Raw genomic sequence first — 25729 nt, 5'->3', positions numbered from 1 at the left:
AGGTGCGTAGCGTCGAAAACGCAAAAGCTGGATATTGCACCCGATCACCGACAACGGACCGGCGGGTGCGGCGATGCGTGCGGTAGACATTGTGTCCATCAGCCGCTGCTCAGCGGCAACCGGATTTCGTACGGAAGGAGCCGGGGACGGTGCAGCGAAGGTCGTCCGTACGAGGGGCCGCCGTGGCGGCTGCCGTGGCGTTGGCCACCATGCTCACCAGCTGCTCCGGCAGCTCGGACACCGATGCGGGGGCCGAGGACGCCAAGGGCGGCGACAGCACGTCGTCGGCGCCGGTCGCCGAGCCGGGCGAGTTCGACTCGCTCCCCGAGCCGTGCGGGCTGCCCGGCCGGAGCACGCTGCGCAGCCTGCTGCCCACCGACGGCAGCCCGGAGACCCGCGCGGAGGCCGACAAGATCTACCGCGGCCGGGCCGACGTCACCTTCGACACCGACCGCCGGGTCGGCTGCCACTGGAAGCGGGAGACCTCCGAGGGCACCCGCCACCTGAACATCGACCTGCAGCGCGTGGTGTCGTACGACGGCTCCGTCAGCGACGACGACAAGGCGCAGGAGCTGTACGCGAAGAAGGAGCTCGCGGCCCACATCCCGAGCGACGCGTCGAGCACCCCCACCCCGTCCGCGAGCAAGGGGTCGGGCACCTCCGGCGAGAAGGACGGGGAGAAGGCCGAGCAGGGCGAGAAGTCCGGTGGGGCATCGGGCAGCGACGCCGACAGCCGTACCGGCGCGGGCAGCGGCACCCGCCCCTCCGGCGGCAAGGGCCCCGCCGCCGACCCCTCGGCGGACCCGACCGGCCGCTCGCAGGCCGGCGACGGCTCCGGGACCGCCGGAAACACCGCGGGGAACGCCCCCGGCGACGCGCAGGACAGCGGCTCCGGGAAGAGCGCCGGCAGCGGCTCCGGTGACGCCTCGCGCCCCTCGGACACCCGTACGGCCGAAGGCGACTCCCCCAGCTCTTCCGGCTCCCCCGACCCCTCCGGCTCCCCCGGTTCCGGTTCCCCCGACGACGCCGCGAGCCTCGCGCCGCGTCCGCTCGCCGGCCTCGGCGACGCCGCCTTCCTGAACGACGCGCTGGTCACCGCCGACTCCGGTCTGCACCGCGACGTCACGGTCGTCTTCCGGTCCTCGAATGTGATCGTGACCATCGAGTACGACCAGTGGTCCACCGACAAGTCCGTCCTCCCCGACCGCCGCGAGCTGCAGGAAAAGGCCCGGGCGCTGGCCGCCGAGCTGGCCGCGCACTGGACCGAATGACCGGTTACGGTCGGATTGACCGGTTACCGTCGGCGAGTAACGACACGAATCGGCGACCGGCACCCGTCCGCCGCGTACCGTGCGACCCAGGGGCCACCCGGACCCTGCGCGCGGAACGGCCGCTCGCACGACGACGAACAGCGAAGGAACCATGCACCGTTCAGCCAAGCGACTCGCCAGCTACCTCGCCTGCGCAGCCGTACCGGTGATGCTCGTCGCCGGCTGCTCCGACGACTCGGGCAAGGACTCGGGCGGCGACTCCGCCTCGAAGTCCGCGTCCCCGAGCTCCTCGCCCAAGGTGGCACCGGGCAAGTTCAAGAAGCTCCCCGACCCCTGCAAGGCCCTCACGAAGGACCGCGTCAAGAAGATGCTGCCCGCCGTGAAGGACGAGAGCGGTGAGGAGGGGAAGAGCAGCGACACCTCCGCGCACGGCACCTGCACCTGGAGCAGCGAGGAGCGGCAGGGCAAGGGCGGCATCAACGGCACGCAGTTCCGCTGGCTCGCCGTCAACCTGCAGCGTTACGACTCCGACCCCGCGCTGGGCTCCGGCGACAAGCGGGCGACCGGCTTCTACAACAAGCAGGTCGACGCGGCCAAGGGCACCAAGGACGCCAAGAACGTCAAGAGCGAGCCCGCCAAGGGCATCGGCGACCAGGCGACCACGGTGACGTACGACCTGAAGAAGGACGGCAACGACTTCAAGAACCAGACGGTCGTCGCCCGTACCGCCAACGCCGTGGTCACCATCAACTTCAACGGTGCGGGCCTGGCCGGCGCGAAGGCACCGGACGGCAAGGAGATGCTCGCGGACGCGCAGGAGGCCGCGAAGCAGGCCGTCAACGAGATCTCGCAGGCGAACAAGTAACCACATATCCGCACCGCGGGCGTACCACTCGCGTAACGCCTCCGTCCCTCCCGGCACCCGGCCACACAGGTGTGCCAGGCTAGGCGCGCCAATCAGGCCAGTCAGCCGAGTGCGGGGAGGGATCGCGGGTGGCCGCGATGCGTGTGAGTCGTACGCACCGAATACTGATCGGCGTGGTCGTCGCGGGCGCGCTGGTCATCGCCGCGATCGGCTTCGCCGGTTCGTACTCGGCGGTCCGCGCGCTCGCCGAGCAGAAGGGCTTCGGCTCCTTCTCGTACGTCTTCCCGATCGGCATCGACGCGGGCATCGTCGTCCTCCTGGCGCTGGACCTGCTGCTCACCTGGATCCGCATCCCGTTCCCGCTGCTGCGCCAGACGGCCTGGCTGCTGACGGCCGCGACGATCGCCTTCAACGGCGCGGCGGCCTGGCCCGACCCGCTCGGCGTCGGCATGCACGCGGTGATCCCGGTCCTCTTCGTCGTGGCGGTCGAGGCCGCCCGGCACGCGGTCGGCCGGATCGCCGACCTCACCGCCGACAAGCACATGGAGGGCGTCCGGCTCTCCCGCTGGCTCCTCGCCTTCCCCTCGACCTTCCGGCTGTGGCGCCGCATGAAGCTGTGGGAGCTGCGCTCCTACGAGCAGGTGATCAAGCTGGAGCAGGACCGGCTGGTGTACCAGGCGCGGCTCCGGTCGCGGTACGGGCGCGCGTGGCGGCGCAAGGCGCCGGTGGAGTCGCTGATGCCGCTGCGGCTGGCACGGTACGGGATACCGCTCGCGGAGACCGCGCCCGCGGGGCTCGCGGCGGCGGGGATCGATCCGGTACGCGAACGGCTCGGCGAGCAGATCGGCGAGCCGGTGCGCCCGGAACTGGACGCGGCGGCCCGGGAGCATCCCGTACCGGTGGAGTCGCCCGCCGAGCCGGTCGAGACGGTCGAGCAGGTCGAGCAGGTCGAGACGGCCGAAGCAGTCACACCGGTGGAAGCCGCAGAGCCCGTCGAGCCCGCAGAGCCCGCGCTCACCATCCCCGTGGGCCCGGGGCGCAGCCGCCCGCTCGGTACCGCGGGCGCGACCGTACCGATGCCCGCGCCGCCGGCACCCGAGCCCGCCCCGGTCCCCGTCGCCCCGCCCGCCGCCCTCTCCGAGGGCATGCCGCGCGACGAGCAGTTCTACGAGGCGTTCCGGGCGTACGTCGCCGACAGGAACGAGCTGCCCGACGCCCACCAGTTCGCGCGCTACCTGCTCAACAACTACGGCGTCACGGGCCGGGACGGCGTCGGTCCCCTCAGCGAGAACTACCTGCGGACGTACGTACGCGACTTCCGCGCCCGCTTCCGCCAGGAGATGGAGAGCGAGCACATCGCCTGACGAACCGGGCACCTCGCACGGCCAGGGGCCCGGGCGGCGTGCGCCCGGGCCCCTGACGGAGTGCGGTACCTCTTACGCGCCCAGCAGCTTGCGCACCCGGTCCGCGCCGACGGCGAGGAGCAGGGTGGGCAGGCGCGGGCCGGTCTCGCGGCTGACCAGCAGGCGGTACAGCAGCGCGAAGAACGACCGCTGGGCGGTCTTGATCTCCGGCGGCAGCTCCTTCGCGGTGGCGTCCGCGGAGAAGCCCGCCCGGACCTTCGGCACGCCGTAGACCAGGTGCGTCAGGCCGTCCAGCGACCAGTGCTCGTCCAGGCCGTCCAGCAGCAGCCGGAGCGACTCGCGCGCCTCGTCGTCCAGGGACGCCAGCAGCTCGGTGTCCGGCTCGTCGCGGACGATCGTGCGCTGCTCGGCGGGCACCTGGTGGGTGATCCAGTGCTCGGCGCGCTCCAGCCGCGGCCGGACCTCGTCGAGCGAGGTGACCGGGTTCTCCGGGTCCAGCTCGGTCAGGATCCGCAGCGTCTGCTCGTCGTGGCCGGCCGTGACGTCCACGACCGAGGCGAGCGTGCGGTACGGCAGCGGGCGCGGGGTCCGCGGCAGGTCACCGGCGGCGGTGCGCACCGCGCGGGTGTACGCGGCGGCGTCGGCCGGCAGGACCGAGCCGTCGGCGACCTTGGACTCCAGCTTGTCCCACTCGTCGTACAGCCGCTGGATCTCCTGGTCGAAGGCGATCTTGAACGACTGGTTGGGCTTGCGGCGCGCGTACAGCCAGCGCAGCAGCGGCGCCTCCATGATCTCCAGCGCGTCGGCCGGGGTCGGCACGCCGCCCTTGGAGGAGGACATCTTGGCCATGCCGCTGATGCCGACGAAGGCGTACATCGGGCCGATCGGCTGCGCACCGTCGAAGATCTCGCGCACGATCTGGCCGCCGACGACGAAGGACGAGCCCGGCGAGGAGTGGTCCACGCCGCTGGGCTCGAAGATCACGCCCTCGTACGACCAGCGCATCGGCCAGTCGACCTTCCACACCAGCTTGCCGTGGTCGAACTCCTTCAGGACCACGGTCTCGCGGTGCCCGCAGGCGGTGCACTCGTACGCCAGCTCGGTGGTCTCGTCGTCGTAGGACGTGACCGTGGTGAAGTCCTTGTTGCAGGCCGTGCAGTACGGCTTGTACGGGAAGTACCCGGAGCCGCCCGCGCTGCCGTCGTCCTCGGCGGCCGCGCCCGAGCCCTCGGCGGCCTCCAGCTCGGCCTCGTCGACCGGCTTCTGCGAATTCTTGGCCTGCTTCTTCGGGTCGTTCTTCGGCTTCGTGCGGTACTGCGCGAGGATGCCGTCGATCCCGCCGCGGTGCTTCATGGCGTGCAGGATCTGCTCGCGGTACGCGCCGGAGGTGTACTGCGCGGTCTGGCTGATGCCGCGGTACTCCACGCCCAGCTCGGCCAGGGACTCCTCCATGGCCGCCTTGAAGTGCTCGGCCCAGCTTCCGTACGCGCTGCCGGGCGGCGCCGGCACGGCGGTCAGCGGCTTGCCGATGTGCTCCGACCAGGACTCGTCGACGCCGGGGATGCCGAACGGCACCTTGCGGTAACGGTCGTAGTCGTCCCAGGACAGGATGTGCACGCATTCCAGGCCCCGGCGGCGGATCTCGTCCGCGACCAGGTGCGGGGTCATGACCTCGCGGAGGTTGCCCAGGTGGATCGGGCCGGAGGGGGACAGGCCGGAGGCGACCACGACCGGTTTGCCAGGCGCGCGACGCTCCGACTCGGCAATGACCTCATCCGCGTAACGGGAGACCCAGTCGGTTGTCTCGGTGCTCTGAGCCACGGTCGGCCCTTCCTCTTCTTCGCGCTTCGTTCGGTTGCTCACGGTCGTCGGACCCAAGCCTGGCCGTTCCATTGTCCCAGACACCCCCGTGATCGTTTCCCCCGCCGGTCGCCCGGCCGGTTCCCGCGCCGGTAAATCCGGGGAGGCCGCCGGGACCGGCGTGAAATACTGGTCACAAACCCTGACCACCTCATCCCCTTCAACGGAACGGCAGCACTCCATGGCTTCGGTCCCTTCTCTCGCCGCCTCGGTCAACCAGCGCGTCGCGGACGCCCTCTCGGCAGCCCTGCCGGAGGCCGGCGCCGCCGACCCGCTGCTGCGACGAAGCGACCGGGCCGACTTCCAGGCCAACGGGATGCTCGCGCTCGCGAAGAAGCTCAAGGGGAACCCCCGTGAGCTGGCCACGCAGGTCGTCGAGCGGATCACGGCCCCCGAGCTGATCAAGGACATCGAGGTCTCCGGGCCCGGCTTCCTGAACATCACGGTCACCGACACGGCCCTCGTGCAGACGCTGGCCGCCCGCGCCGCGGACGACCGGCTCGGCGTGCCGTACGCCGAGAACCCCGGCACGACGGTGATCGACTACGCCCAGCCGAACGTCGCCAAGGAGATGCACGTCGGCCACCTGCGTTCCGCGGTGATCGGCGACGCCCTGCGCCACCTGCTGGACTTCACCGGCGAGAAGACGATCGGCCGCCACCACATCGGCGACTGGGGCACCCAGTTCGGCATGCTCATCCAGTACCTGATCGAGAACCCCGGCGAGCTGGCCCCGGCCGAGGATGTCGACGGCGAACAGGCCATGTCGAACCTGAACCGGGTGTACAAGGCGTCGCGCGCCGTCTTCGACGCGGACGAGGAGTTCAAGGAGCGGGCCCGCAAGCGGGTCGTGGCCCTCCAGTCCGGCGACAAGGAGACCCTGGACCTCTGGCAGCGGTTCGTGGACGAGTCGAAGGTCTACTTCTACTCGGTCTTCGAGAAGCTGGACATGGAGATCCGGGACGACGAGATCGTCGGCGAGTCCGCGTACAACGACATGATGGCCGAGACGGCCCGGCTGCTGGAGGAGTCCGGCGTCGCGGTCCGCTCCGAGGGCGCCCTCGTCGTCTTCTTCGACGACATCAAGGGCAAGGACGACCAGCCGGTCCCGCTCATCGTGCAGAAGGCGGACGGCGGCTTCGGCTACGCGGCGTCCGACCTCTCCGCTATCCGAAACCGCGTCTTCGACCTGCAGGCGACGACGCTCCTGTACGTCGTGGACGTGCGCCAGTCCCTGCACTTCAAGATGGTCTTCGAGACGGCCCGCCGGGCGGGCTGGCTCGGCGACGAGGTCACCGCGCACAACATGGGCTACGGCACGGTGCTCGGCGCGGACGGCAAGCCGTTCAAGACGCGTGCGGGCGAGACCGTCCGCCTGGAGGACCTGCTCGACGAGGCGGCGCAGCGCGCCGCCGAGGTGGTGCGCGAGAAGGCCCAGGACCTCACCGAGGAAGAGATCCAGGAGCGGGGCGCCCAGGTCGGCATCGGCGCGGTGAAGTACGCGGACCTCTCCACGTCCGCGAACCGCGACTACAAGTTCGACCTGGACCAGATGGTCTCCCTCAACGGCGACACGTCGGTGTACATCCAGTACGCCCACGCCCGCATCAAGTCCATCCTCCGCAAGGCCGGCGACGCGCAGCCCGTGGCCCACGCCGAGCTCCCGCTGGCCCCGGCCGAGCGGGCCCTCGGCCTGCACATCGACCAGTTCGCCGAAACGGTCGCGGACGCGGCCGCGGAGTACGCGCCCCACAAGCTGACGGCGTACCTCTACCAGCTCGCCTCCCTCTACACGACCTTCTACGACCAGTGCCCGGTCCTGAAGGCGGACACCCCCGCCCAGGTCGAAAACCGCCTCTTCCTCTGCGACATCACCGCCCGCACCCTCCACAAGGGCATGTCCCTCCTGGGCATCAGGACCCCCGAGCGCCTCTGACGCCCCACGCGCCACCACGCGCTCCCGCACGCCCCCGATGCGGCGGCCCCGGATTTCCCTTCCGGGACCGCCGCATCGCTGCGTCGCAGGCGGCACCGAAGAGGGAATGCGTCGCGCCCCAGGCGGGTCGACACTGGAAGGTGAGGAGGTGGTCGCGTTATGCGCAAGGTCGCCGATTGCCGGGATTACCCCAGCGAGATGAACTGCACGCTTGTGATCTCCGGCGAGGAGGAAGAAGTCGTCCGTGCCGCCGCTGAGCACGCTGTGTCCGTGCACGGGCACACGGACAGCCTGGAACTGCGTCGGCAGGTCCGGGACGCGCTCAAGGACGAGGTACCGCAGCACGCCTAGGGCTGAGGAAGTGAATGACCAGAGCCCCCGCGTCCGGATGGACGGCGGGGGCTCAGCGGTCGGTACAGCGACGCCGTAGGCGTCAGAGGCGTCAGAGCCGGCGGGCGACCTCGGTTGCCCAGTACGTGAGGATGTTCTGGGCGCCCGCGCGCTTGATGCCGGTGAGGGCCTCCAGGATCGCCGCGTCGCGGTCGATCCAGCCCTTTTCCGCGGCAGCTTCGATCATCGCGTACTCGCCGGAGATCTGGTACGCGGCGACCGGCACGTCGACGGACTCCGCGACGTCCCGCAGGATGTCGAGGTACGGCATGGCCGGCTTGACCATGACCATGTCCGCGCCCTCTTCGAGGTCGAGGGCCAGCTCGCGCAGGGACTCGCGGGCGTTGGCGCCGTCCTGCTGGTACGTCTTCCGGTCGCCCTGCAGCGACGAGCCCACCGCTTCGCGGAAGGGGCCGTAGAAGGCCGAGGCGTACTTCGCGGTGTAGGCGAGGATCGAGACATCCGCGTGGCCCGCGCCGTCCAGCGCCTCGCGAATCACACGGACCTGCCCGTCCATCATGCCGCTGGGTGCGACCGTGTGGGCGCCCGCATCGGCCTGGACGCGGGCCATCTCCGCGTACCGCTCCAGCGTGGCGTCGTTGTCGACCCGGCCATCCGGCGTCAGGACGCCGCAGTGGCCGTGGTCGGTGAACTCGTCCAGGCAGAGGTCGGACATGATCACGAGATCGTCGCCGACCTCGGAGCGCACGTCCCGGAGGGCGACCTGGAGGATGCCGTCGGGGTCCGTGCCCACCGTGCCCGCCGCGTCCTTCTTGGCCTCCTCGGGGACGCCGAAGAGCATGATCCCGGAGACGCCCGCGGAGACGGCGTCGACGGCCGCCTTCCGCAGCGTGTCACGGGTGTGCTGGACGACGCCCGGCATCGACCCGATCGGCACCGGCTCGGAGATCCCCTCGCGCACGAACGCGGGAAGGATCAGGTCCGCCGGGTGGAGACGGGTCTCGGCGACCATGCGGCGCATGGCAGGGGTGGTGCGCAGCCGCCGCGGCCGCGCACCTGGGAAACGTCCGTACGTACTGCTCAACTGCGTGCCCTCCTGCGCGATCCGGGCCGGCGCTCGCTCGGACGGGTGACCGGGTCACCGGCCTCGACCGCGGCGGCGCGCCGGGCCGTACCGAAGTCCGCGAGCGCTTCGGCCAACTTGTGCACCGAGGGCTCGGGCGACATGACGTCCACGCGCAGCCCGTGCTCCTCGGCGGTCTTCGCGGTGGCCGGGCCGATACAGGCGATCACGGTCACGTTGTGCGGCTTGCCGGCGATGCCGACGAGGTTCCGCACCGTCGAAGACGAGGTGAAAAGTACCGCGTCGAAGCCGCCGCCCTTGATCGCCTCACGGGTCGTGGCGGGCGGGGGCGAGGCGCGTACGGTCCGGTAGGCCGTGACGTCGTCGACCTCCCAGCCCAGCTCGATCAGGCCCGCCACCAGGGTCTCGGTGGCGATGTCGGCGCGCGGGAGGAAGACGCGGTCGATCGGGTCGAAGACCGGGTCGTAGGGCGGCCAGTCCTCCAGGAGGCCCGCCGCGGACTGCTCCCCGGAAGGAACCAGGTCCGGCTTCACGCCGAAGGCGATGAGCGCCTTGGCGGTCTGCTCGCCGACGGCCGCGACCTTGATGCCCGCGAAGGCACGCGCGTCCAGGCCGTACTCCTCGAACTTCTCGCGGACGGCCTTCACGGCGTTGACCGAGGTGAAGGCGATCCACTCGTACCGGCCGGTGACCAGGCCCTTGACCGCGCGCTCCATCTGCTGGGGAGTGCGCGGCGGCTCGACGGCGATCGTCGGGACCTCGTGCGGCACCGCGCCGTACGAGACGAGCTGGTCGGAGAGCGAGGCGGCCTGCTCCTTCGTCCGCGGCACGAGCACCTTCCAGCCGAACAGCGGCTTGGACTCGAACCAGGAGAGCTGGTCCCGCTGCGCGGCGGCGCTGCGCTCGCCGACCACGGCTATGACCGGCTGCCCGCCGTCCGCCGAGGGCAGCACCTTGGCGGCCTTCAGCGTCTGCGCGATGGTGCCGAGGGTGGCGGTCCAGGTGCGCTGCTTGGTGGTCGTACCGGCGATCGTGACGGTCAACGGGGTGTCGGGCTTGCGGCCCGCCGCGACCAGCTCGCCGGCGGCCGCGGCCACCGAGTCGAGGGTGGTGGAGACGACCGCGGTCGCGTCGCTGGCGCCGACCTCGGACCAGCAGCGGTCGTCGGCCGTACGGGCGTCCACGAAGCGGACGTCGGTGCCCTGCGCGTCGCGCAGCGGCACACCGGCGTACGCGGGCACGCCGACCGCTGCGGCGATGCCCGGCACGACCTCGAAGCCGATGCCCTCGGAGGCGCAGGCCAGCATCTCCTCGGCCACATTGGCGTCCAGGCCGGGGTCTCCGGACACGGCACGCACGACCCGCTTGCCGGTGCGCGCGGCGCCCATGACAAGATTGGTCGTGTCCCGAAGCGTGGGGACATCGGCGGGGATTGACGCCTCGTCAGCGGAAGCCTGCAGCGGTGTGTCCACGTTCGCCCGGGCATGCGTGCGGACGACGTCGAGCACCTGCGGGTCCGCAATCAGCACGTCCGCGTGGGACAGCGCCTCCACGGCGCGCAGCGTGAGCAGACCCGGATCTCCCGGCCCGGCACCGAGGAAGGTGACCTGGCCGGCGGCGGGGTGGTTAGGGGCGGTGGGGTTCAAAGTGCTCGCTCCCCCATAAGACCGGCCGCACCCTTGGCGAGCATCTCGGCGGCGAGCTCACGGCCCATGGTCGCCGGTACTGAAACGTCGTCGCGGGAGGTGGGTACGTGTCCGGTGGTGGACAGCTGCACCAGCGTGCTGCCGTCGGTCGTGCCGACGACGCCACGCAGGCGCATTTCGGTGACAGCCCGTTCGCCGGCCTGGAAATCGGCCAGCGCACCCACAGGTGCGGAGCAGCCGGCCTCCAGGGCGGCGAGCAGGGAACGCTCGGCGGTCACGGCGGCCCGGGTGAACGGGTCGTCGAGCTCGGCGAGCCGGGCGGCGAGGTGCTCATGGGTAGCGGCACACTCCACCGCAAGCGCCCCTTGGCCAGGGGCGGGCAAAACTGCGTCCGGCGAGAGGAGCTCCGTCGCCTCGCCGGTGCGGCCGAGGCGGTTGAGCCCGGCAGCGGCCAGTACGACCGCGTCCAGCTCGCCCTTCTCGACGTAACCGATGCGGGTGTCGATGTTCCCGCGGATCGGCACGGTCTCGATACGACGGCCCAGCGTCCGCGCCCAGGCGTTGAGCTGCGCCATGCGGCGCGGCGAGCCGGTACCGACCCGCGCCCCGTCGGGGAGCTGCTCGAACGTGAGGCCGTCGCGGGCTATCAGCGCGTCCCGCGGGTCCTCGCGGACCGGGATCGCGGCGAGGGTCAGGTCCTCGGGCTGCGCGGTCGGCAGGTCCTTGAGCGAGTGGACGGCGAAGTCGATCTCGCCGCCGAGCAGCGCGTCGCGCAGCGCCGAGACGAAGACGCCGGTACCGCCGATCTGCGCCAGGTGCTCGCGCGAGACATCGCCGTAGGTGGTGATCTCCACCAGCTCGACGGGCCGCCCGGTGACCTGGCGGACCGCCTCGGCGACGAGTCCGGACTGGGCCATGGCGAGTCTGCTGCGCCGTGTCCCGAGTCGCAATGCGTGGTGCGTCATGAGCGCTGCTCCCGTGCTGTGTCGTGCCTGTCCGCGCGCGTGTCGGCCCGGCTGACGGCGGCGACCGTCTGGGGGTCGAGGTCGAAGAGCTTGGTCAGCGCGTCGGCGTACCCGGCACCGCCGGGCTCGCTGGCGAGCTGCTTGACCCGCACGGTGGGCGCGTGCAGAAGCTTGTCGACGACCCGGCGCACGGTCTGGTTGATCTCCGCGCGCTGCTTGTCGTCCAGGTCGGGGAGGCGGCCGTCCAGCCGCGCGATCTCGGCGGCGACCACGTCCGCGGCCATGGTGCGCAGGGCCACCACGGTCGGGGTGATCGTCGCGGCGCGCTGGGCCGCGCCGAAGGCCGCGACCTCCTCGGACACGATGGTGCGTACCTGGTCCACGTCGGACGCCATGGGGGCGTCGGCGGACGCGTCGGCCAGCGATTCGATGTCGACGAGGTGGACGCCCGCGATCCGGTGGGCCGCGCCGTCGATGTCGCGCGGCATCGCCAGGTCGAGCAGGGCCAGTTCCCGGTCCTTGCGGCCCTCGGCGGCCGCCGCGACCGCCTCGCCGGTGAGGACGAGCCCGGTCGCCCCCGTACACGAGATCGCGATGTCGGCGGCGGCCAGCTCGGCCGGTACCTCGGACATCGGGACGGCGCGCGCGGTGAGGCCGTTGGCGCGCCCGGGGCTGCCCGGCTCGGTGAGGATCTCCGTCAGCCGCTCGGCGCGCTCCACGGTGCGGTTGGCGACGGCCAGTTCGCTCACGCCCGCGCGCGCCAGGGTGGCGGCCGCGAGCGAGGACATCGAGCCCGCGCCGATGACCAGGGCACGCTTGCCGCGGGCCCAGGCGTCGACGCCCGGTGCGCCGAGCGGGGCCGTGGCGTCCGGCACGGCGTCGTCGGTGAGGACGCAGTGCGCGTCGTGACCGCCGGCCGCGCCCGCGAGCTGCTCCAGGCCGAAGGTGACCAGGGACTGGCCGGCCTTGTCGATGCCGGTCTCGCTGTGCGCGCGCTTGCCGACCCGCAGGGCCTGCTGGAACAGGTCGTTCAGCAGCCGCCCGGCGGTGTGCTGGTCCTGCGCGAGGGCGAGCGCGTCCTTGATCTGGCCGAGGATCTGGCCCTCGCCGACGACCATGGAGTCCAGGCCGCAGGCCACGGACAGCAGGTGGTGGACGGCGCGGTCCTCGTAGTGGACGTAGAGGTACGGCGTGAGCTCGTCCAGGCTGACGCCGCTGTGCTGGGCGAGCAGCGTGGACAGCTCGGCCACACCGGCGTGGAACTTGTCCACGTCGGCGTAGAGCTCGATGCGGTTGCAGGTGGAGAGCACGGCCGACTCGGCGGCGGGCTCGGCCGACACGACGTCCTGCAGCAGCTTGCCGCGGGAGTCGGGCGCGAGCGCGGCGCGCTCCAGGATGCTGACCGGCGCACTGCGATGCGAAAGGCCGACAACAAGGAGACTCATGCCGGCATCACGGCGGGCACGTCCCCGTCAGGTCCCTTGCGGTCGGAGTCGTCGGTGGACCCCGGGCGCACCGGAGTCGTCGCGGGCTGCGCCGCGTCCTGGCTGCTGGCCTCCTCGCCGGCCTTGCGCTGCTCGTGGAAGGCGAGGATCTGCAGCTCTATCGACAGGTCGACCTTGCGCACGTCGACCCCTTCGGGGACGGACAGCACGGTCGGCGCGAAGTTCAGGATGGAGGTGACGCCGGCGGCGACGAGACGGTCGCAGACCTGCTGGGCTGCGCCCGCGGGGGTCGCGATCACGCCGATCGAGACGCCGTTGTCGGTGATGATCTTCTCGAGCTCATCGGTGTGCTGGACGGCGATGCCCGCGACGGGCTTGCCCGCCATGGCCGGGTCGGCGTCGATCAGGGCCGCGACGCGGAAGCCGCGGGAGGCGAAGCCGCCGTAGTTGGCGAGCGCGGCGCCGAGGTTACCGATACCGACGATCACAACCGGCCAGTCCTGCGTGAGACCGAGCTCCCGCGAGATCTGGTAGACGAGGTACTCCACGTCGTAGCCCACGCCGCGGGTGCCGTAGGAGCCCAGGTACGAGAAGTCCTTGCGCAGCTTGGCGGAATTGACCCCCGCCGCGGCCGCCAGCTCCTCGGAGGAGACCGTGGGGACCGAACGCTCCGAGAGCGCGGTCAGTGCACGCAGATACAGCGGAAGCCGGGCGACGGTGGCCTCGGGGATCCCTCGGCTTCGGGTCGCCGGTCGGTGAGTTCGGCCAGTTGCCACGGTGCTCCTGCGGGTAGAGCGGGGCTTTGGACGGCCAAATGTCTCAAGACCGCCCTGTCGATAGCAGGCTATGTCTTTGTGAACGCGTGCACAAAGATGGTGTCCGCTTTGTCCCGTCAACGTGACCGGTGTCACGCACTTATTGCGGCAATTCGCGGAACCGCATCCTGCGTCACTCCGTTCACACGCTTCGCGTGCATAACGCAGGATCGTGAACGGGAACACGCCGCGAGTCTCCTTGCTGTTTTGCCCCCGTACACCACTAAATCGCCCGTCGATGGTACGGGAAACCACCTCCCCGGCAGAGGGTTCGTGACGGCCGTCATAAACGTTCTTGACCTGGTGACACGGGCACGGACGGACCCGGCAGGGGCACAATGGCGGCATGGCCCCGCTTCTCCGCCGCACCCCGCGCAAGAACCCCGCCGACCACACGGTCACGCTCATCGGCAAGCCGGGGTGCCATTTGTGCGACGACGCACAGAAGGTGATCGAGGCGGTCTGCGCCGAGACCGGCGCCGTCTGGGAGAAGCAGGACATCACCGAGGACGAAGAGCTCTACCGCAAATACTGGGAGCAGATTCCGGTCATCCTCGTCGACGGCGCGCAGCACGACTTCTGGCGCGTCGACCCGCAGCGGCTGCGCAAGGCGCTGGGCGCCTGAGGGCGTACACAAGGCCCGTGGCCGGGGCGCGCCGGGGCCACGCGGTGTGGCCGTAACGCGACCGTCGGCAGCCCCGTACCTGCCTGACATGCGTGCGTAACCAGGGCCACCGAACAAACTGGCTATGCTCGCCGTATGGCCGACCCCTCGCCCGAGCACCGCCCCGGCAGGAGCCCCTTCAGTGCGTCCCTCGTCACGGGCATTCCGTCCCTTGTGACGGGGTGGTTCACCCGTCACCGGCGCCCCGCCACCGCGCGCAGCGTGCTGGCCGGCGAGGCGGCGGCCGAGGCCGCCCGCAAGAGCTCCCAGGAAGCCGAGGCCCAGGCCGCGGCGGAAGCCGCCGCAGCGGCCGCCGACAGCGAATCCGAGGACGCCGAGCCGGACTTCCCGGTCGTCGGCGACGAGGCGGCCGCCGCCTTCTTCGACCTCGACAACACCGTCATGCAGGGCGCCGCGATCTACCACTTCGGACGCGGTCTCTATAAGCGGCACTTCTTCCACAAGCGTGACCTCGCCCGCTTCGTCTGGCAGCAGGCGTACTTCCGGCTGGCCGGCTCGGAGAACCCCGAGCACATGGAGGACGTGCGCAACAGCGCCCTCTCCATCGTCAAGGGCCACCGCGTCTCCGAGCTGATGACCATAGGCGAGGAGATCTACGACGAGTACATGGCCGAGCGCGTCTGGCCCGGCACCCGCGCGCTCGCCCAGGCACACCTGGACGCGGGCCAGAAGGTCTGGCTGGTGACCGCGGCCCCCGTGGAGACCGCCACGATCATCGCCCGCCGGCTCGGCCTGACCGGCGCGCTCGGCACGGTCGCCGAGTCCGTCGGCGGGGTCTATACGGGCAAGCTGGTCGGCGAGCCGCTGCACGGGCCCGCCAAGGCCGAGGCCGTACGGGCGCTGGCCATGGCCGAGGGGCTGGACCTGTCGCGCTGCGCCGCGTACAGCGACTCCGCCAACGACATCCCGATGCTCTCCCTCGTCGGCCACCCTTACGCGATCAATCCCGACACCCGGCTGCGCAAGCACGCGCGGGAGCAGGGCTGGCGGCTGCGCGACTACCGGACGGGCCGCAAGGCCGCCAAGATCGGCATTCCGGCGGCGGCCGGGGTGGGCGCGGTCGCGGGCGGCGCGGCGGCGGCGGTCGCCCTGCAGCGCCGGCGCCGGTAGCCACGCCCCTCCGGGGCGAGCTCCATAACCGGAAGCTCACCCAACTTCCAGTGGAGGGGTAGGCGTTACACACCGTCACCGAAAGGGCGGGAGACGCGCCGCCCACCGATGATCACATCGACGGCGCGTTCCAGTTTTTTCGCGCTGCCCTTCGCAGCACCACTCCTGAGGGTGCTTCTACGCGCCCCGTACGAACACCCGTACCGCTGTGTGCAGGGCAAACCTTCTTCATACCCCACCGGTCGACGCACAGTCGCACGACGCCCGGTACGCCACAACACGCCCTCCAACCAGGCAGATCACGTCGCTTTCCGATCAATACCTGTTCAACATCTGATACTTGAACGACCAGAAATACGTAACAGACCAGACGGAATCGACGATTTGAGCAACTGGGTGTAGCGCTGCCTGTACGAAGCGTTATTCTCCTCAGACGCAAACCGGAACCCATAAGCCCCTACCGCGGGTGAACGGTCCCGCACTGCACGTGATGGAAGCTCTGCCTCTGGGAGTCCCGTGTACCCACACGTCGGGGTTGACGCCTCGGGCCTGGCTACGCTGCGTACGACGCTCGTCGACCACCTGCGCAGTTTTGTCCCCACCGCGTACACCGTCCCCGCCCTCGCCACACCCGCACCTGCCGCAGGACCCGTCCGCCCCTGCTACGCCCTGGCGGACGCCAGGACCGCCGTCGGCGCACGGTCCGCCGGCAGCCGTACGCGCCGCGGTGGCACGACCACCGCCCGCCGCCCCGCCGACAGCGACAGCCGCCGCATGATGGAGCTCGTCGAGCGCGCCCAGGCGGGCGAGGCCGACGCGTTCGGCCGCCTCTACGACCAGTACGCCGACACGGTCTACCGCTACATCTATTACCGCGTCGGCGGCCGGGCCACCGCCGAGGACCTGACCAGCGAGACGTTCCTGCGCGCGCTGCGCCGGATCGGCACCTTCACCTGGCAGGGCCGGGACTTCGGCGCCTGGCTGGTGACCATCGCGCGCAACCTCGTCGCGGACCACTTCAAGTCCTCGCGCTTCCGCCTGGAGGTGACCACGGGCGAGATGCTCGACGCCAACGAGGTCGAGCGCAGCCCCGAGGACTCCGTCCTCGAATCCCTGTCCAACGCCGCCCTCCTCGAAGCCGTCCGCAAACTCAACCCCCAGCAGCAGGAATGCGTCACGCTCCGGTTCCTCCAAGGGCTGTCGGTCGCCGAGACCGCCCGCGTCATGGGCAAGAACGAAGGAGCGATCAAGACCCTCCAGTACCGCGCTGTCCGGACCCTCGCGCGGCTGCTGCCGGACGACGCCCGCTGACGCCGTCCGCTCCCCTCCTCGGGCCGCCCCCTCCCCGAACATCCGTCCCCCACACCACTCTTATTGTGCCGCCAAGCCCTGACCAGGCCATCACTTTCAGCCATCGCGCGGTACCGGTCCGTCACATCATCGTGGGGGCGTAACCCGAGTACCTCGCCGCTCGTTGTGCGGAATGCAGGCTCCCTGCAGACACGCCATGCCCGCGGCCGCTCACTCGATCGAGTGGTTGTGCGCAGGGTGTGCAGCCTTCCGGCCCTGCTGGATCGTCAAGCCAGTCCGGGGAGTCGAGCGGGATGATGAGAGGAGGTGCCGCCCGTGATCGCGAACGTATCGGCGCACCGGCGGGCTCACGCCTTCGCCCAGGCGCTGGAGGATCAGGACCTCCAGGGCGCGGCCGATGAGCAGATCGACACACCGGAGCAGGAGCCGGAGCCCGAAACGGCACGGCTGCTGGCAGTCGCCGGCGGCCTGGGGGAGCTCCCCAAGCCCACGCTGGACCCGGAAGCGCGCACGATCCAGCGCGCGCAGCTCATCGCCGCGATGGAGGCCGCCTTCGCCGAAGGCGGCGCACCCTCCGACGGCGCGAAGGTGCCCCAGCAGCGCGGCGTGCGAGGCGCGCACCGCGCCGCCAAGTCGCTCGGCCGGCTGCGCCCGCGGTCCCGGCTGTCCAGGAGGCTCGCCGCCGGCGGGCTGACGGTCGGGGTGGCCGCGGGCGCGTTCAGCGGAGTGGCCGCCGCGAGCTCCGACGCGCTGCCCGGCGATTCGCTGTACGGCCTCAAGCGCGGCATGGAGGACCTCAAGCTCGGCATGGCCGAGGACGACTCCGACCGCGGCCGGCTCTACCTCGACCAGGCGTCCAGCCGGATGCAGGAGGCCCGCCGGCTGATGGAGCGGCTCAGGGCCGGTCCGCTGGCGCACGAGACGCTCTCCGAGGTCCGCAGGTCGCTGGCGGGCGTCACCGAATCCGCGGGCACGGGCCACCGCCTGCTGCACGACGCGTACGAGCGGGACGGTTCGCTCGGCGCCATCCAGGCGCTGGACTCCTTCACCGCCTCGCACCGCGAGGGCTGGGCGCAGCTCCGCGACCGGCTGCCGGTGCAGCTCGACGACGTCTCACAGGACGTCAGCTCGGTCTTCGACGCCATAGACGAGGAGGTCGGGCCGCTGCGCTCGCTGCTGCCGAAGAAGCCGGACAAGGGCGCCCGGCACGGCGCTCCGTCCGCCTCGGACAGCACGGCCGAGGACCACTCGACGGCGCCGTCCCGCTCCGGCAGCCCGTCCGCGAGCGGCAAGGAGCACGACTCCCCGACGCCCCGCCCGTCCTCGTCGTCCCCGCCGAAGGACGACGGCCTGCTCGGCGGGAACACCGGCGGCCTGCTCGACCCGCCCACCAAGGACAGCCCCTCCCCCTCGGAGGGCGAGCAGAAGAGCGACGAGCCCACCGAGCCCGACGTCACGATCCCGCCGCTGCTCCCGGACCTGCTCCCGGGGCTCGGCGTCGACGGCCAGGAGGAGTAGCGGCGCGCGGCAATCGCAGCGCGCCTCCGCGGCCCGGCGGCGCCCGGTGTTCTTCCGGTCCTTCCCTCCAGAAGAACACCGGGCGCCGTCGCCTGTGTCCGTACGGGCCGCCCGGCGGTGCGCACGCGGGGCATCCCCCATCACGGCCGTCACCCGGCCGTCACGGCCTCAGAAGAAGACCGAACGCCGTTGCACCAACAGCTTGTAGAGCGTGTGCTGAATCGTTTCGCGCACCTGGTCGGTGAGGTTGAACATCAGCATCGGGTCGTCCGCCGCCTCCGCCGGATACCCGTCCGTCGGAATCGGCTCGCCGAACTGGATCGTCCACTTCGTCGGCAGCGGTACCGCGCCCAGCGGCCCCAGCCACGGGAACGTCGGCGTGATCGGGAAGTACGGGAAGCCCAGCAGCCGCGCCAGCGTCCTGGCGTTCCCGATCATCGGGTAGATCTCCTCCGCGCCCACGATCGAGCACGGCACGATCGGCGCCCCGGACTTCAGCGCCGTCGAGACGAAGCCGCCGCGCCCGAAGCGCTGCAGCCGGTACCGGTCCGAGAAGGGCTTGCCGACGCCCTTGAAGCCCTCCGGCATGACGCCGACCACCTCGCCGCGCTCCAGCAGCCGCTCGGCGTCCTCCGTGCAGGCCAGCGTGTGCCCGGCCTTCCGCGCCAGCTCGTTGACCACCGGCAGCATGAAGACCAGATCGGCCGCCAGCAGCCGCAGATGACGCCCCGCCGGGTGCTGGTCGTGGATCGCGACCTGGAGCATCAGGCCGTCCAGCGGCAGCGTCCCGGAGTGGTTGGCGACGATCAGCGCCCCGCCCTTGTCGGGGATGTTCTCGACGCCCTTCACCTCGACCCGGAAGTACTTCTCGTACAGGGGCCGCAGCGCGGACATCATGACCTGGTCGGTGAGCTCCTCGTCGTACCCGAAGTCGTCGACCTCGTACTCACCGGTGAGCCGTCTGCGCAGGAAGTTGAGGCCGCCGGCGAGCCGCTGCTCCCAGGACGCGCCCCGCTCCTCGGGCGCTTCGCCTGGGGCCGTCGCCCCCGGCTCCTCCTGGCGCGGCGGCGGTACGGGCGTCAGGGCCGCGCTGCGCGCCGCGCCCGCCGACCGCTTGGCCCTCCTCCTCGAGCGCGGCTCCTCGCCGAACGGGATGACCTTGGCGTCCGCCATCGTGGGTGAACTCCTCACTGGGTCTGGGCACTGGCTGCGGGCAGCAGCGCGGCGAGCCGGTCGACGGTACGGGAGACGGTCTCGGGCGGCAGCAGGCCGGGACCTCGGCTGCGGGCGAACTCCGCGAAGGTCTCGGCCGTGGTGTACGCCGGTTCAAATCCCAGTGTCTCGCGCATCTGGGTCGTCCTGACGACCCGGCCGTGCGTGAGCATCCGGATCTGCTCCGGCGAGAAGTCGGTGATGCCGAGCGAGCGCAGCATCGAGCCCGCCCACGTGACCGTCGGCAGCAGCAGCGGCAGCGTGGGGCGGCCCAGCCGCCGCGAGCACTGCGAGAGCAGCAGCACGCCGTCGCCCGCGATGTTGAACGTGCCGCTGTTGAGCGTTCCGCGACGCGGCTCGGCGGCCGCGATCCGCAGCACCTCGATCGCGTCCTCCTCGTGCACGAACTGCAGCCGCGGGTCGTACCCGAGGACCGTGGGCAGCACCGGCAGCGAGAAGTACTCCGCGAGCGGGGAGTCCGCGCACGGCCCGAGGATGTTGGCGAACCGCAGCACGCAGACCGCGACGTCGGGCCGGCGGCGGGCGAACCCGCGTACGTACCCCTCGACCTCGACGACGTCCTTCGCGAAGCCGCCGCTGGGCAGGGACTTGGGGCTGATCGTCTCGGTGAAGACCGCCGGGTCCCGGGGCGCGGAGCCGTACACACTCGCGGAGGACTTCACGACCAGCCGCTTGACGTGCGGTGCCTTCTGGCACGCGCCCAGGAGCTGCATCGTCCCGATGACGTTGGTCTCCTTGGCCGTCGAGCGGCCGCCGCGGGAACCGAGCGGGGTGCCGTGGATGTCCATGTGCACGACCGTGTCCACGCCCGTTTCGGCGAGGACCTTGGCGATGGCCGGATGTCTGATGTCGGCCTTCAGGAACTCGGCGCCGCCGAGGTGGTGCTCGGGCGGCACGGCGTCGACGCCGATCACCCGGTCGACGTCGGGATCGCGCTGCAGCCGGCGAACATAACGGCCGCCCAGCTGACGTGCGGCTCCCGTGACGAGCACGACCTTGCCCAAGATCAGCCCTTCCTTCCCACCGTCGTCCCCCGCACGTCCCCGCACGTGCCGAGATGTGGCGGCCCACGCTATCCGGTCGGTGTTGCGCTGTGATGACTTGTGGACGGCCCCGGCCATGTTTCGGCCTGGTCCGGTCCTGCGTACCGGACGCCGGCTCGCGCCGTGGCACTGCGCCGAGTACCCGGCTTCCGGGCTTGTGTGCCGTTCCGGGCTCGGCTGCCCTTCCGGGCTTGTGCGCCCCCGAACGCACTGCAGCCCCCCACCATGCGGTGGGGGGCTGTAGTAACGCGCTCAGCGTCGCTTACTTCTTGTTGCGACGCTGAACACGGGTGCGCTTGAGCAGCTTGCGGTGCTTCTTCTTAGCCATCCGCTTGCGCCGCTTCTTGATAACAGAGCCCACGACTACCCTCGCTCACTTCGAATCACTCGGTGCGGGGCGTCCGAGCCCACACTACCTACATCGGGCCAGCCTACCCGGCGCCGAGCGTACGGCGTAATCCGAGGGTCTTCCGTGGCCTCCATACGGCCTCACCAGGCCCGCAAAGGGACCTCTTGGGCCCCCGTCAGGCCGATTCCACCCCCACATAGGACTCGCGGAGGTAGTCGTGGACCGCCTGCTCCGGAACCCGGAACGACCTCCCCACTCGGATCGCGGGCAGATGACCGCTGTGCACCAAGCGGTACACGGTCATCTTCGACACTCGCATCACTGTGGCAACTTCCGCCACAGTAAGGAACACGACCTCATTCAGAGGCCTCTGGTCTGCAGCCATGACACACCTGGTCCTTCCGCACATGACGGGCACCGGCTTCCCCTCCGGTGACTCTTCGTCGCTATGCGCTCACTCCCCAGGTTAGGGGCGGGTGATGCGAGTGGGGAAGAGGAGTAGCCGTCGGCCGCCTACTGTGACAGACACGCTCGATTGAGTACATAGCGAGTAAGCGGTCGGTAGTAATCAGACCGCACAGCGTCATCAAGCGGAACTACGACGGACACCCGCCCCTCCGCCTGCCCGACGAACAGCGCCGGATCGTCAGTATCCGCCAGGCCGATGGCCTCAAAGCCCAGCTGACCTGCTCCGCAGACCCATCCGTGGTCCCCGATCACCAGCTCGGGAAGGGGCCCACAGGCGTCTGCGGCAGCACCAAGGGCACTACGAACCGGGAGGGGGGAGTGCGTGTGGATCTCCGGCTCCCCGAGGTCCCCCCGCACGCCGGGTTCGCGCATCCGCGCGACTCCCCGTACGTACGCAAGGTTGTACGTACGTACCCCAAACCGGGTCATTATGTCGATACTCATGCCGTACGCAGGGGTGAGGACGGGGCATCCCGCCGCCGACAAAGCGTCTGCCAGACCGCCGTAAAAGCCGGTGAGGCGGTCAGGATGGCCCGTGCCGATCAGTACCGGCGAGCGTTCGCCGGCCGCCTCACCGAGCCGGTCGGCGAACGCGTTCAGTGCCGCCACGGTCCGGTCCGGGTCGATCACATCCGTGCCAGAAATATGCGCAGGATCGGCTGAAACCCCGCACCTTTCTCCCATGAGCCCGAGCAGATCGCCGACGGACCAGTCCCCTGCGGGCTCCAGCCCGATGAGCGCCCGTGGGTCGCCGGCCGCGAAGAGGCGGTAGCGGTTCAGGCTCTTCTCCCGCGAGGTCGCGATCGACCCCGCGAGCCGTGCTCCGACCAGATGCGCCCGCAGCGCGCCACTGCTCAACACGCCGCCCATGCTGACGCCCCGCACCGACCCCCATGCCCGAACCGCCCAGTAATCACACCTCCGTGTAACCCCTGACGCCCCTCACCGGCGTTCACGTCCCGTCAGTGGCGTTCTCCCCGGCGCTCACGTCCCGCTCCAACATCCGCGCCCCACCCCGACGTTCGCGCCCCATCCCGCCGTTCACGTTCCGCCATTGGCATTCCACCCCGGCGTCAGCGTTCCGCCCCATCCCCGCGCATGCCCCCTCCCACCCCACGGGTAGGGGTTGAGTGGGGACCATCGTCAGCGCCTCTGTATGCGGCCCGCTCCCGCCCCAAACCCCGTTACGGCAGCAGCCCGTGGGCCGGGAACACCGCGCGGCGGGTCGCCAGGATCGCCTGGTCCAGCCGGTCCGCCGGGTCGTACCCGCTGTCCGCGAAGTCCCGGAACACCGGCTCCCGCCCGTCCGTCATCCGCCGCGGCCCCTGCTGGCGCGTCAGCCGGTACACCTGCTGCCGCCACTCCTCCGGGATGTCCGTCGCCGGGTCCAGCGGCTGCCCCGCCGCGATCGCCACCAGGTGCGTCCAGGTACGCGGCACCACATCGACCACCGCGTAACCGCCGCCCCCGAGCGCCACCCAGCGCCCCTCGCAGTGTGCGTGCGCCAGCTCGTGACAGGTCTCGGCCACCGCGCGCTGCGCGTCCACGCTCACCGCCAAGTGCGCCAGCGGGTCCTCGAAATGGGTGTCGGCGCCGTGCTGCGTGACGATCACATCGGGACCGAATCCGGCCACCAGCTCGGGCACCACCGCGTGGAAAGCGCGCAGCCATCCCGCGTCGCCCGTACCGGCCGGCAGCGCCACATTCGCCGCGCTGCCCTCGGCCCCTTCGGCGCCGGTCTCCTCCGGCCAGCCGGTCTGCGGGAAGAGCGTGCGCGGGTGCTCGTGCAGCGAGATCGTCAGGACCCGCGGGTCCTCCCAGAACGCGGCCTGCACGCCGTCCCCGTGATGCACGTCCACGTCGATGTACACCACCCGGCGCGCGCCCAGCTCCAGGAGCCGCGCGATGGCCAGCGCCGCGTCGTTGTAGATGCAGAAACCGGCCGCGCCGCCCGGCATCGCGTGGTGCAGCCCACCGGTGAAGTTCACCGCGTGCAGCGCGTCCCCGCGCCACACCGCCTCCGCCGCGCCCACCGACTGCCCGGCGATCAGCGCCGACGCCTCGTGCATGCCCGCGAACGCCGGGTCGTCCTCGGTACCGAGCCCGTACGCCGCCTCCGCGGCCTTCGGATCGGCCGAGGCACGCCGTACCGCGTCGATGTAGTCCTCGCGGTGCACCAGGCGCAGCGTGGACAGGCCCGCCGCCTTGGCGGCCGACACCTTTACCGGCGCGCGGTCGAGTCCGTACGCCTGGACCAGCCGCATGGTCAGCGCGAGCCGCACCGGGTCCATCGGATGACCGGGCCCGAAGTCATAGCCCGTTACTGCCTCGTCCCACATCAGCTGTGCGCGGCCACTCATGCCCGCCACCGTATCGGGCCCGGCCCCCGCCGAACGATGGGGCATACACCAGTGTCGCCAACACGAGCACCATCGGCACCAGCATTGCCCCGCGGTAACTCCAGGCGTCCCCCACCGCCCCGACGAGCGGCGAACCCACCAGAAAGCCCACATAGTTGAAGATATTCAGTCGCGCGATGGCTGCATCCGACGCTTTCGGACCGCCTGCCGGACCGTGCGCCTCGTACGCCTGCCGGCCCGCCGCCGCGAACGTCTGCGGCACGATCACGCACAGCCCCAGGCCCAACAGCGTGAACCCGGCCATCCCCGGCCACGCACCGGGCGCCGCGGCCACCACCGCGAACCCCGCGGCCGCCACCACGGCCCCCGTCCGCACCACCGCGACCGGCCCGAACCTCCGCACCCCCAGATCCCCGACGGTCCGCCCGAGGAGCGTGGTGACCATGTACACGTTGTACGGCACGGTCGCCAGCTGCTCCGAACTCCCCAGCACGTCCTGCAGGTACTTCGCGCTCCAGTTGGAGACCGTCGAGTCCCCGATGTACGCGAAGGCCATCACGAGGCAGAGGGGGAGGAGGAACCGCATGGACAGGGAGGCGGGGGCCACGGCACCGGCGGCCTTCGGCCCACGTTCCTGGTCGACGTACCAGCGACCGGCGATCAGCACGGCCGGGACGGCGACCGCGGCGACCGGTCCGTACAGCGCCACCAGCGGCAGCTCCCCGTGCGCGCCCACCCAGGCCAGCGAGGCGCCCACGATGCCGCCGAGGCTGTACGCGGCGTGGAAGCCGAGCATGATGCTGCGCCCGTAGGCGCGCTGCAGGCTCACCCCCAGCATGTTCATCGACGCGTCCAGCGCCCCGACCGCCAGCCCGAACACCCCCAGGGCCACGGCCACCTGGGCCAGCCCGCTCCCGGCCCCCACGCCCACCAGCGCCAGGCAGACCACCGGCTGTACGCATCGCAGGACGAGCCCGGGCCGTATCCGCTTCACCAGGTGCTCGGTCGCCACGCTGCCCACGCCGGCCAGTACCGGGACGGCCGCGAGGAATGCGGGCAGCAGCGCGTCGGAGATCCCGTACCGGTCCTGGATCGCCGGTATGCGCGTCACGAGCAGCGCGAAGACCGCCCCTTGCACGAAGAAGCTCAGGGCGAGCGCGGCCCGGCCGTGGCGGAGGCGAGGCTCAGGGGCGAGCTCGAGGCCGGGCTCTGGGGCGGAGGGGGCGGTCATGGCCGGACAGCGTAGAACTCACTGCTACTGATGGGTAGATGAATCACATAAGTCGCCTCACACGAGTCACACGAGGAGATCCGGGAGCTTCGCCATGTCGGTGAAGAGCGCGGTCGCGCCCGTCAGCCGGTCGGCCGGGGTCATGGCCGTGAACCCGTACACGTCCATGCCGGCCGCGATCGCCGCCTGCACGCCCAGCGGGCTGTCCTCGATGACCGCGCACCGCTCGGGGGCGACGCCCATCTTCTCCGCCGCGTGCAGAAAGAGATCGGGGGCCGGCTTTCCCCGCCCCACGTCCTCCGAGCTGAAGATCCGCTCGTCTCCGAACCACCGGTCGAGCCCGGTTTTCCGGTGCCCTACTCTGATCCGCTCGTGGCTCCCGGAGGATGCGACGCAGTACGGAGTGCCGGCCGCCGTCAGTTTCTCCAGCAGTTCCGGTACTCCGGTGACGGGCGTCAGCTCCTGCTCGAAAGCGGCGAAGACCCGGGCATGGAAAGTGGTGTCGAAATCCGCGGGCAGTCGCTGTCCGGTCCGCTCGGCGACGAGGTCGTGCACCCGGTGTATCGCGGCACCCATGTAGTCCCGGATGGATTCCTCGTACGTCGTCGGATGTCCGAGCTCGGTGAGGTAGCCGGCCAGGATCGTATTGGAGATCGGCTCACTGTCGACGAGCACACCGTCGTTGTCGAAGATGACCAGGTCGTATCGCATGGGACCGACCCTAAACGCAGAAAAGCCCCGCACCATACGGTGCGGGGCTTTCCCACAATGATTGTTCGGCGGCGTCCTACTCTCCCACAGGGTCCCCCCTGCAGTACC

General features: G+C 70.8%; 23 protein-coding genes. 9 read left to right on the top strand and 14 right to left on the bottom strand.

What is annotated here, in order from left to right; translation table 11 throughout:
- The first annotated feature begins 182 nt into the window (after positions 1–182).
- The 3 genes from IG84_RS0102210 (at position 183) to IG84_RS0102200 (ending at position 3500) form a co-directional block, all read left to right on the top strand.
- Positions 183–1271 carry a hypothetical protein gene (locus IG84_RS0102210; protein ID WP_051861296.1) on the top strand — a complete coding sequence of 363 codons (1089 nt, stop codon included), beginning with the start codon at positions 183–185 and terminating at the stop codon, positions 1269–1271.
- 151 nt (positions 1272–1422) lie between these two features.
- Positions 1423–2136, top strand: coding sequence for a DUF3558 family protein (locus IG84_RS0102205; protein WP_031050641.1), 714 nt, complete (start codon positions 1423–1425; stop codon positions 2134–2136).
- A 137-nt stretch (positions 2137–2273) separates the two neighbouring features.
- Positions 2274–3500 (top strand): DUF2637 domain-containing protein, encoded by a 1227-nt coding sequence (locus tag IG84_RS0102200; RefSeq protein WP_031050636.1) that lies wholly within the window; start codon positions 2274–2276, stop codon positions 3498–3500.
- Positions 3501–3572: 72 nt separating this feature from the next.
- Here the strand turns inward: IG84_RS0102200 and lysS are convergent, their stop codons facing one another.
- On the bottom strand, positions 3573–5393 hold the full coding sequence (lysS, locus tag IG84_RS0102195) for a lysine--tRNA ligase (RefSeq protein ID WP_078648558.1): 1821 nt from the start codon (positions 5391–5393) through the stop codon (positions 3573–3575).
- A gap of 148 nt (positions 5394–5541) precedes the next feature.
- Between lysS and argS the strand changes: the two genes are divergently transcribed.
- Positions 5542–7296 carry an arginine--tRNA ligase gene (argS, locus tag IG84_RS0102190; RefSeq protein ID WP_031050632.1) on the top strand — a complete coding sequence of 585 codons (1755 nt, stop codon included), beginning with the start codon at positions 5542–5544 and terminating at the stop codon, positions 7294–7296.
- 159 nt (positions 7297–7455) lie between these two features.
- Positions 7456–7647 carry a DUF1059 domain-containing protein gene (locus tag IG84_RS0102185; RefSeq protein ID WP_031050630.1) on the top strand — a complete coding sequence of 64 codons (192 nt, stop codon included), beginning with the start codon at positions 7456–7458 and terminating at the stop codon, positions 7645–7647.
- Between the two features lie 91 nt (positions 7648–7738).
- On the opposite strand, the gene hemB is transcribed toward IG84_RS0102185, so the two are convergent.
- The 5 genes from hemB to IG84_RS0102160 are packed head-to-tail and all read right to left on the bottom strand — an operon-like array spanning position 7739 to position 13563.
- Complete coding sequence (gene hemB / locus IG84_RS0102180; protein WP_078648557.1) at positions 7739–8731, bottom strand: porphobilinogen synthase; 993 nt, start codon at positions 8729–8731, stop codon at positions 7739–7741.
- Positions 8728–10377: a bifunctional uroporphyrinogen-III C-methyltransferase/uroporphyrinogen-III synthase gene (locus IG84_RS0102175; RefSeq protein ID WP_031050622.1), complete on the bottom strand. Its 1650-nt coding sequence runs from the start codon at positions 10375–10377 to the stop codon at positions 8728–8730. The genes hemB and IG84_RS0102175 overlap by 4 nt, the downstream gene beginning before the upstream one ends.
- The gene (gene hemC, locus IG84_RS0102170) at positions 10374–11342 is read right to left on the bottom strand and encodes a hydroxymethylbilane synthase (protein WP_031050619.1); all 969 of its coding nucleotides are present in this window, start codon (positions 11340–11342) and stop codon (positions 10374–10376) included. Before hemC ends, IG84_RS0102175 begins: the two co-directional genes overlap by 4 nt.
- Entirely contained in the window at positions 11339–12787 is a 1449-nt protein-coding gene (locus IG84_RS0102165) for a glutamyl-tRNA reductase (protein ID WP_031050616.1), read from the bottom strand. The genes hemC and IG84_RS0102165 overlap by 4 nt, the downstream gene beginning before the upstream one ends.
- The gene (locus IG84_RS0102160) at positions 12784–13563 is read right to left on the bottom strand and encodes a redox-sensing transcriptional repressor Rex (RefSeq protein WP_031050613.1); all 780 of its coding nucleotides are present in this window, start codon (positions 13561–13563) and stop codon (positions 12784–12786) included. Before IG84_RS0102160 ends, IG84_RS0102165 begins: the two co-directional genes overlap by 4 nt.
- Positions 13564–13948: 385 nt before the next feature.
- Here IG84_RS0102160 and IG84_RS0102155 point away from each other — a divergent pair, with 385 nt between their 5' ends.
- The 4 genes from IG84_RS0102155 to IG84_RS0102140 all read left to right on the top strand — a co-directional run bounded on the left by IG84_RS0102155 (position 13949) and on the right by IG84_RS0102140 (position 18226).
- Positions 13949–14227 (top strand): glutaredoxin family protein, encoded by a 279-nt coding sequence (locus tag IG84_RS0102155; RefSeq protein WP_031050610.1) that lies wholly within the window; start codon positions 13949–13951, stop codon positions 14225–14227.
- 261 nt (positions 14228–14488) lie between these two features.
- Positions 14489–15397 carry an HAD family hydrolase gene (locus IG84_RS0102150; protein ID WP_382467570.1) on the top strand — a complete coding sequence of 303 codons (909 nt, stop codon included), beginning with the start codon at positions 14489–14491 and terminating at the stop codon, positions 15395–15397.
- A 516-nt stretch (positions 15398–15913) separates the two neighbouring features.
- Positions 15914–16708 carry an ECF subfamily RNA polymerase sigma factor, BldN family gene (locus IG84_RS0102145; protein WP_031050605.1) on the top strand — a complete coding sequence of 265 codons (795 nt, stop codon included), beginning with the start codon at positions 15914–15916 and terminating at the stop codon, positions 16706–16708.
- Positions 16709–17023: 315 nt separating this feature from the next.
- On the top strand, positions 17024–18226 hold the full coding sequence (locus tag IG84_RS0102140; protein ID WP_031050604.1) for a DUF5667 domain-containing protein: 1203 nt from the start codon (positions 17024–17026) through the stop codon (positions 18224–18226).
- 168 nt (positions 18227–18394) lie between these two features.
- Here IG84_RS0102140 and IG84_RS0102135 read toward each other — a convergent pair whose 3' ends face one another.
- The 8 genes from IG84_RS0102135 to IG84_RS0102105 all read right to left on the bottom strand — a co-directional run bounded on the left by IG84_RS0102135 (position 18395) and on the right by IG84_RS0102105 (position 25621).
- Complete coding sequence (locus IG84_RS0102135) at positions 18395–19399, bottom strand: lysophospholipid acyltransferase family protein (RefSeq protein ID WP_031050602.1); 1005 nt, start codon at positions 19397–19399, stop codon at positions 18395–18397.
- A 14-nt stretch (positions 19400–19413) separates the two neighbouring features.
- Entirely contained in the window at positions 19414–20463 is a 1050-nt protein-coding gene (locus IG84_RS0102130; RefSeq protein ID WP_031050597.1) for an NAD-dependent epimerase/dehydratase family protein, read from the bottom strand.
- 301 nt (positions 20464–20764) lie between these two features.
- The gene (locus IG84_RS39480; RefSeq protein ID WP_003948845.1) at positions 20765–20863 is read right to left on the bottom strand and encodes a 30S ribosomal protein bS22; all 99 of its coding nucleotides are present in this window, start codon (positions 20861–20863) and stop codon (positions 20765–20767) included.
- A 163-nt stretch (positions 20864–21026) separates the two neighbouring features.
- Complete coding sequence (locus IG84_RS0102125) at positions 21027–21236, bottom strand: helix-turn-helix domain-containing protein (protein ID WP_014144137.1); 210 nt, start codon at positions 21234–21236, stop codon at positions 21027–21029.
- A gap of 128 nt (positions 21237–21364) precedes the next feature.
- Positions 21365–22180 (bottom strand): phosphatase, encoded by an 816-nt coding sequence (locus tag IG84_RS0102120; RefSeq protein WP_031050594.1) that lies wholly within the window; start codon positions 22178–22180, stop codon positions 21365–21367.
- 323 nt (positions 22181–22503) lie between these two features.
- Positions 22504–23679 (bottom strand): acetoin utilization protein AcuC, encoded by a 1176-nt coding sequence (locus IG84_RS0102115; protein WP_031050591.1) that lies wholly within the window; start codon positions 23677–23679, stop codon positions 22504–22506.
- Entirely contained in the window at positions 23630–24910 is a 1281-nt protein-coding gene (locus tag IG84_RS0102110) for an MFS transporter (protein ID WP_051861292.1), read from the bottom strand. Before IG84_RS0102110 ends, IG84_RS0102115 begins: the two co-directional genes overlap by 50 nt.
- A 66-nt stretch (positions 24911–24976) precedes the next feature.
- On the bottom strand, positions 24977–25621 hold the full coding sequence (locus tag IG84_RS0102105; protein ID WP_031050585.1) for an HAD family hydrolase: 645 nt from the start codon (positions 25619–25621) through the stop codon (positions 24977–24979).
- Positions 25622–25729 lie beyond the last annotated feature (108 nt).

Origin of the sequence: Streptomyces ochraceiscleroticus (genome assembly GCF_000720485.1) — a bacterium.
Lineage (GTDB): Bacteria > Actinomycetota > Actinomycetes > Streptomycetales > Streptomycetaceae > Streptomyces > Streptomyces ochraceiscleroticus.
The sequence above is the reverse complement of the archived record's forward strand: the minus strand, read 5'-3'. Positions and strand labels throughout refer to the sequence as shown.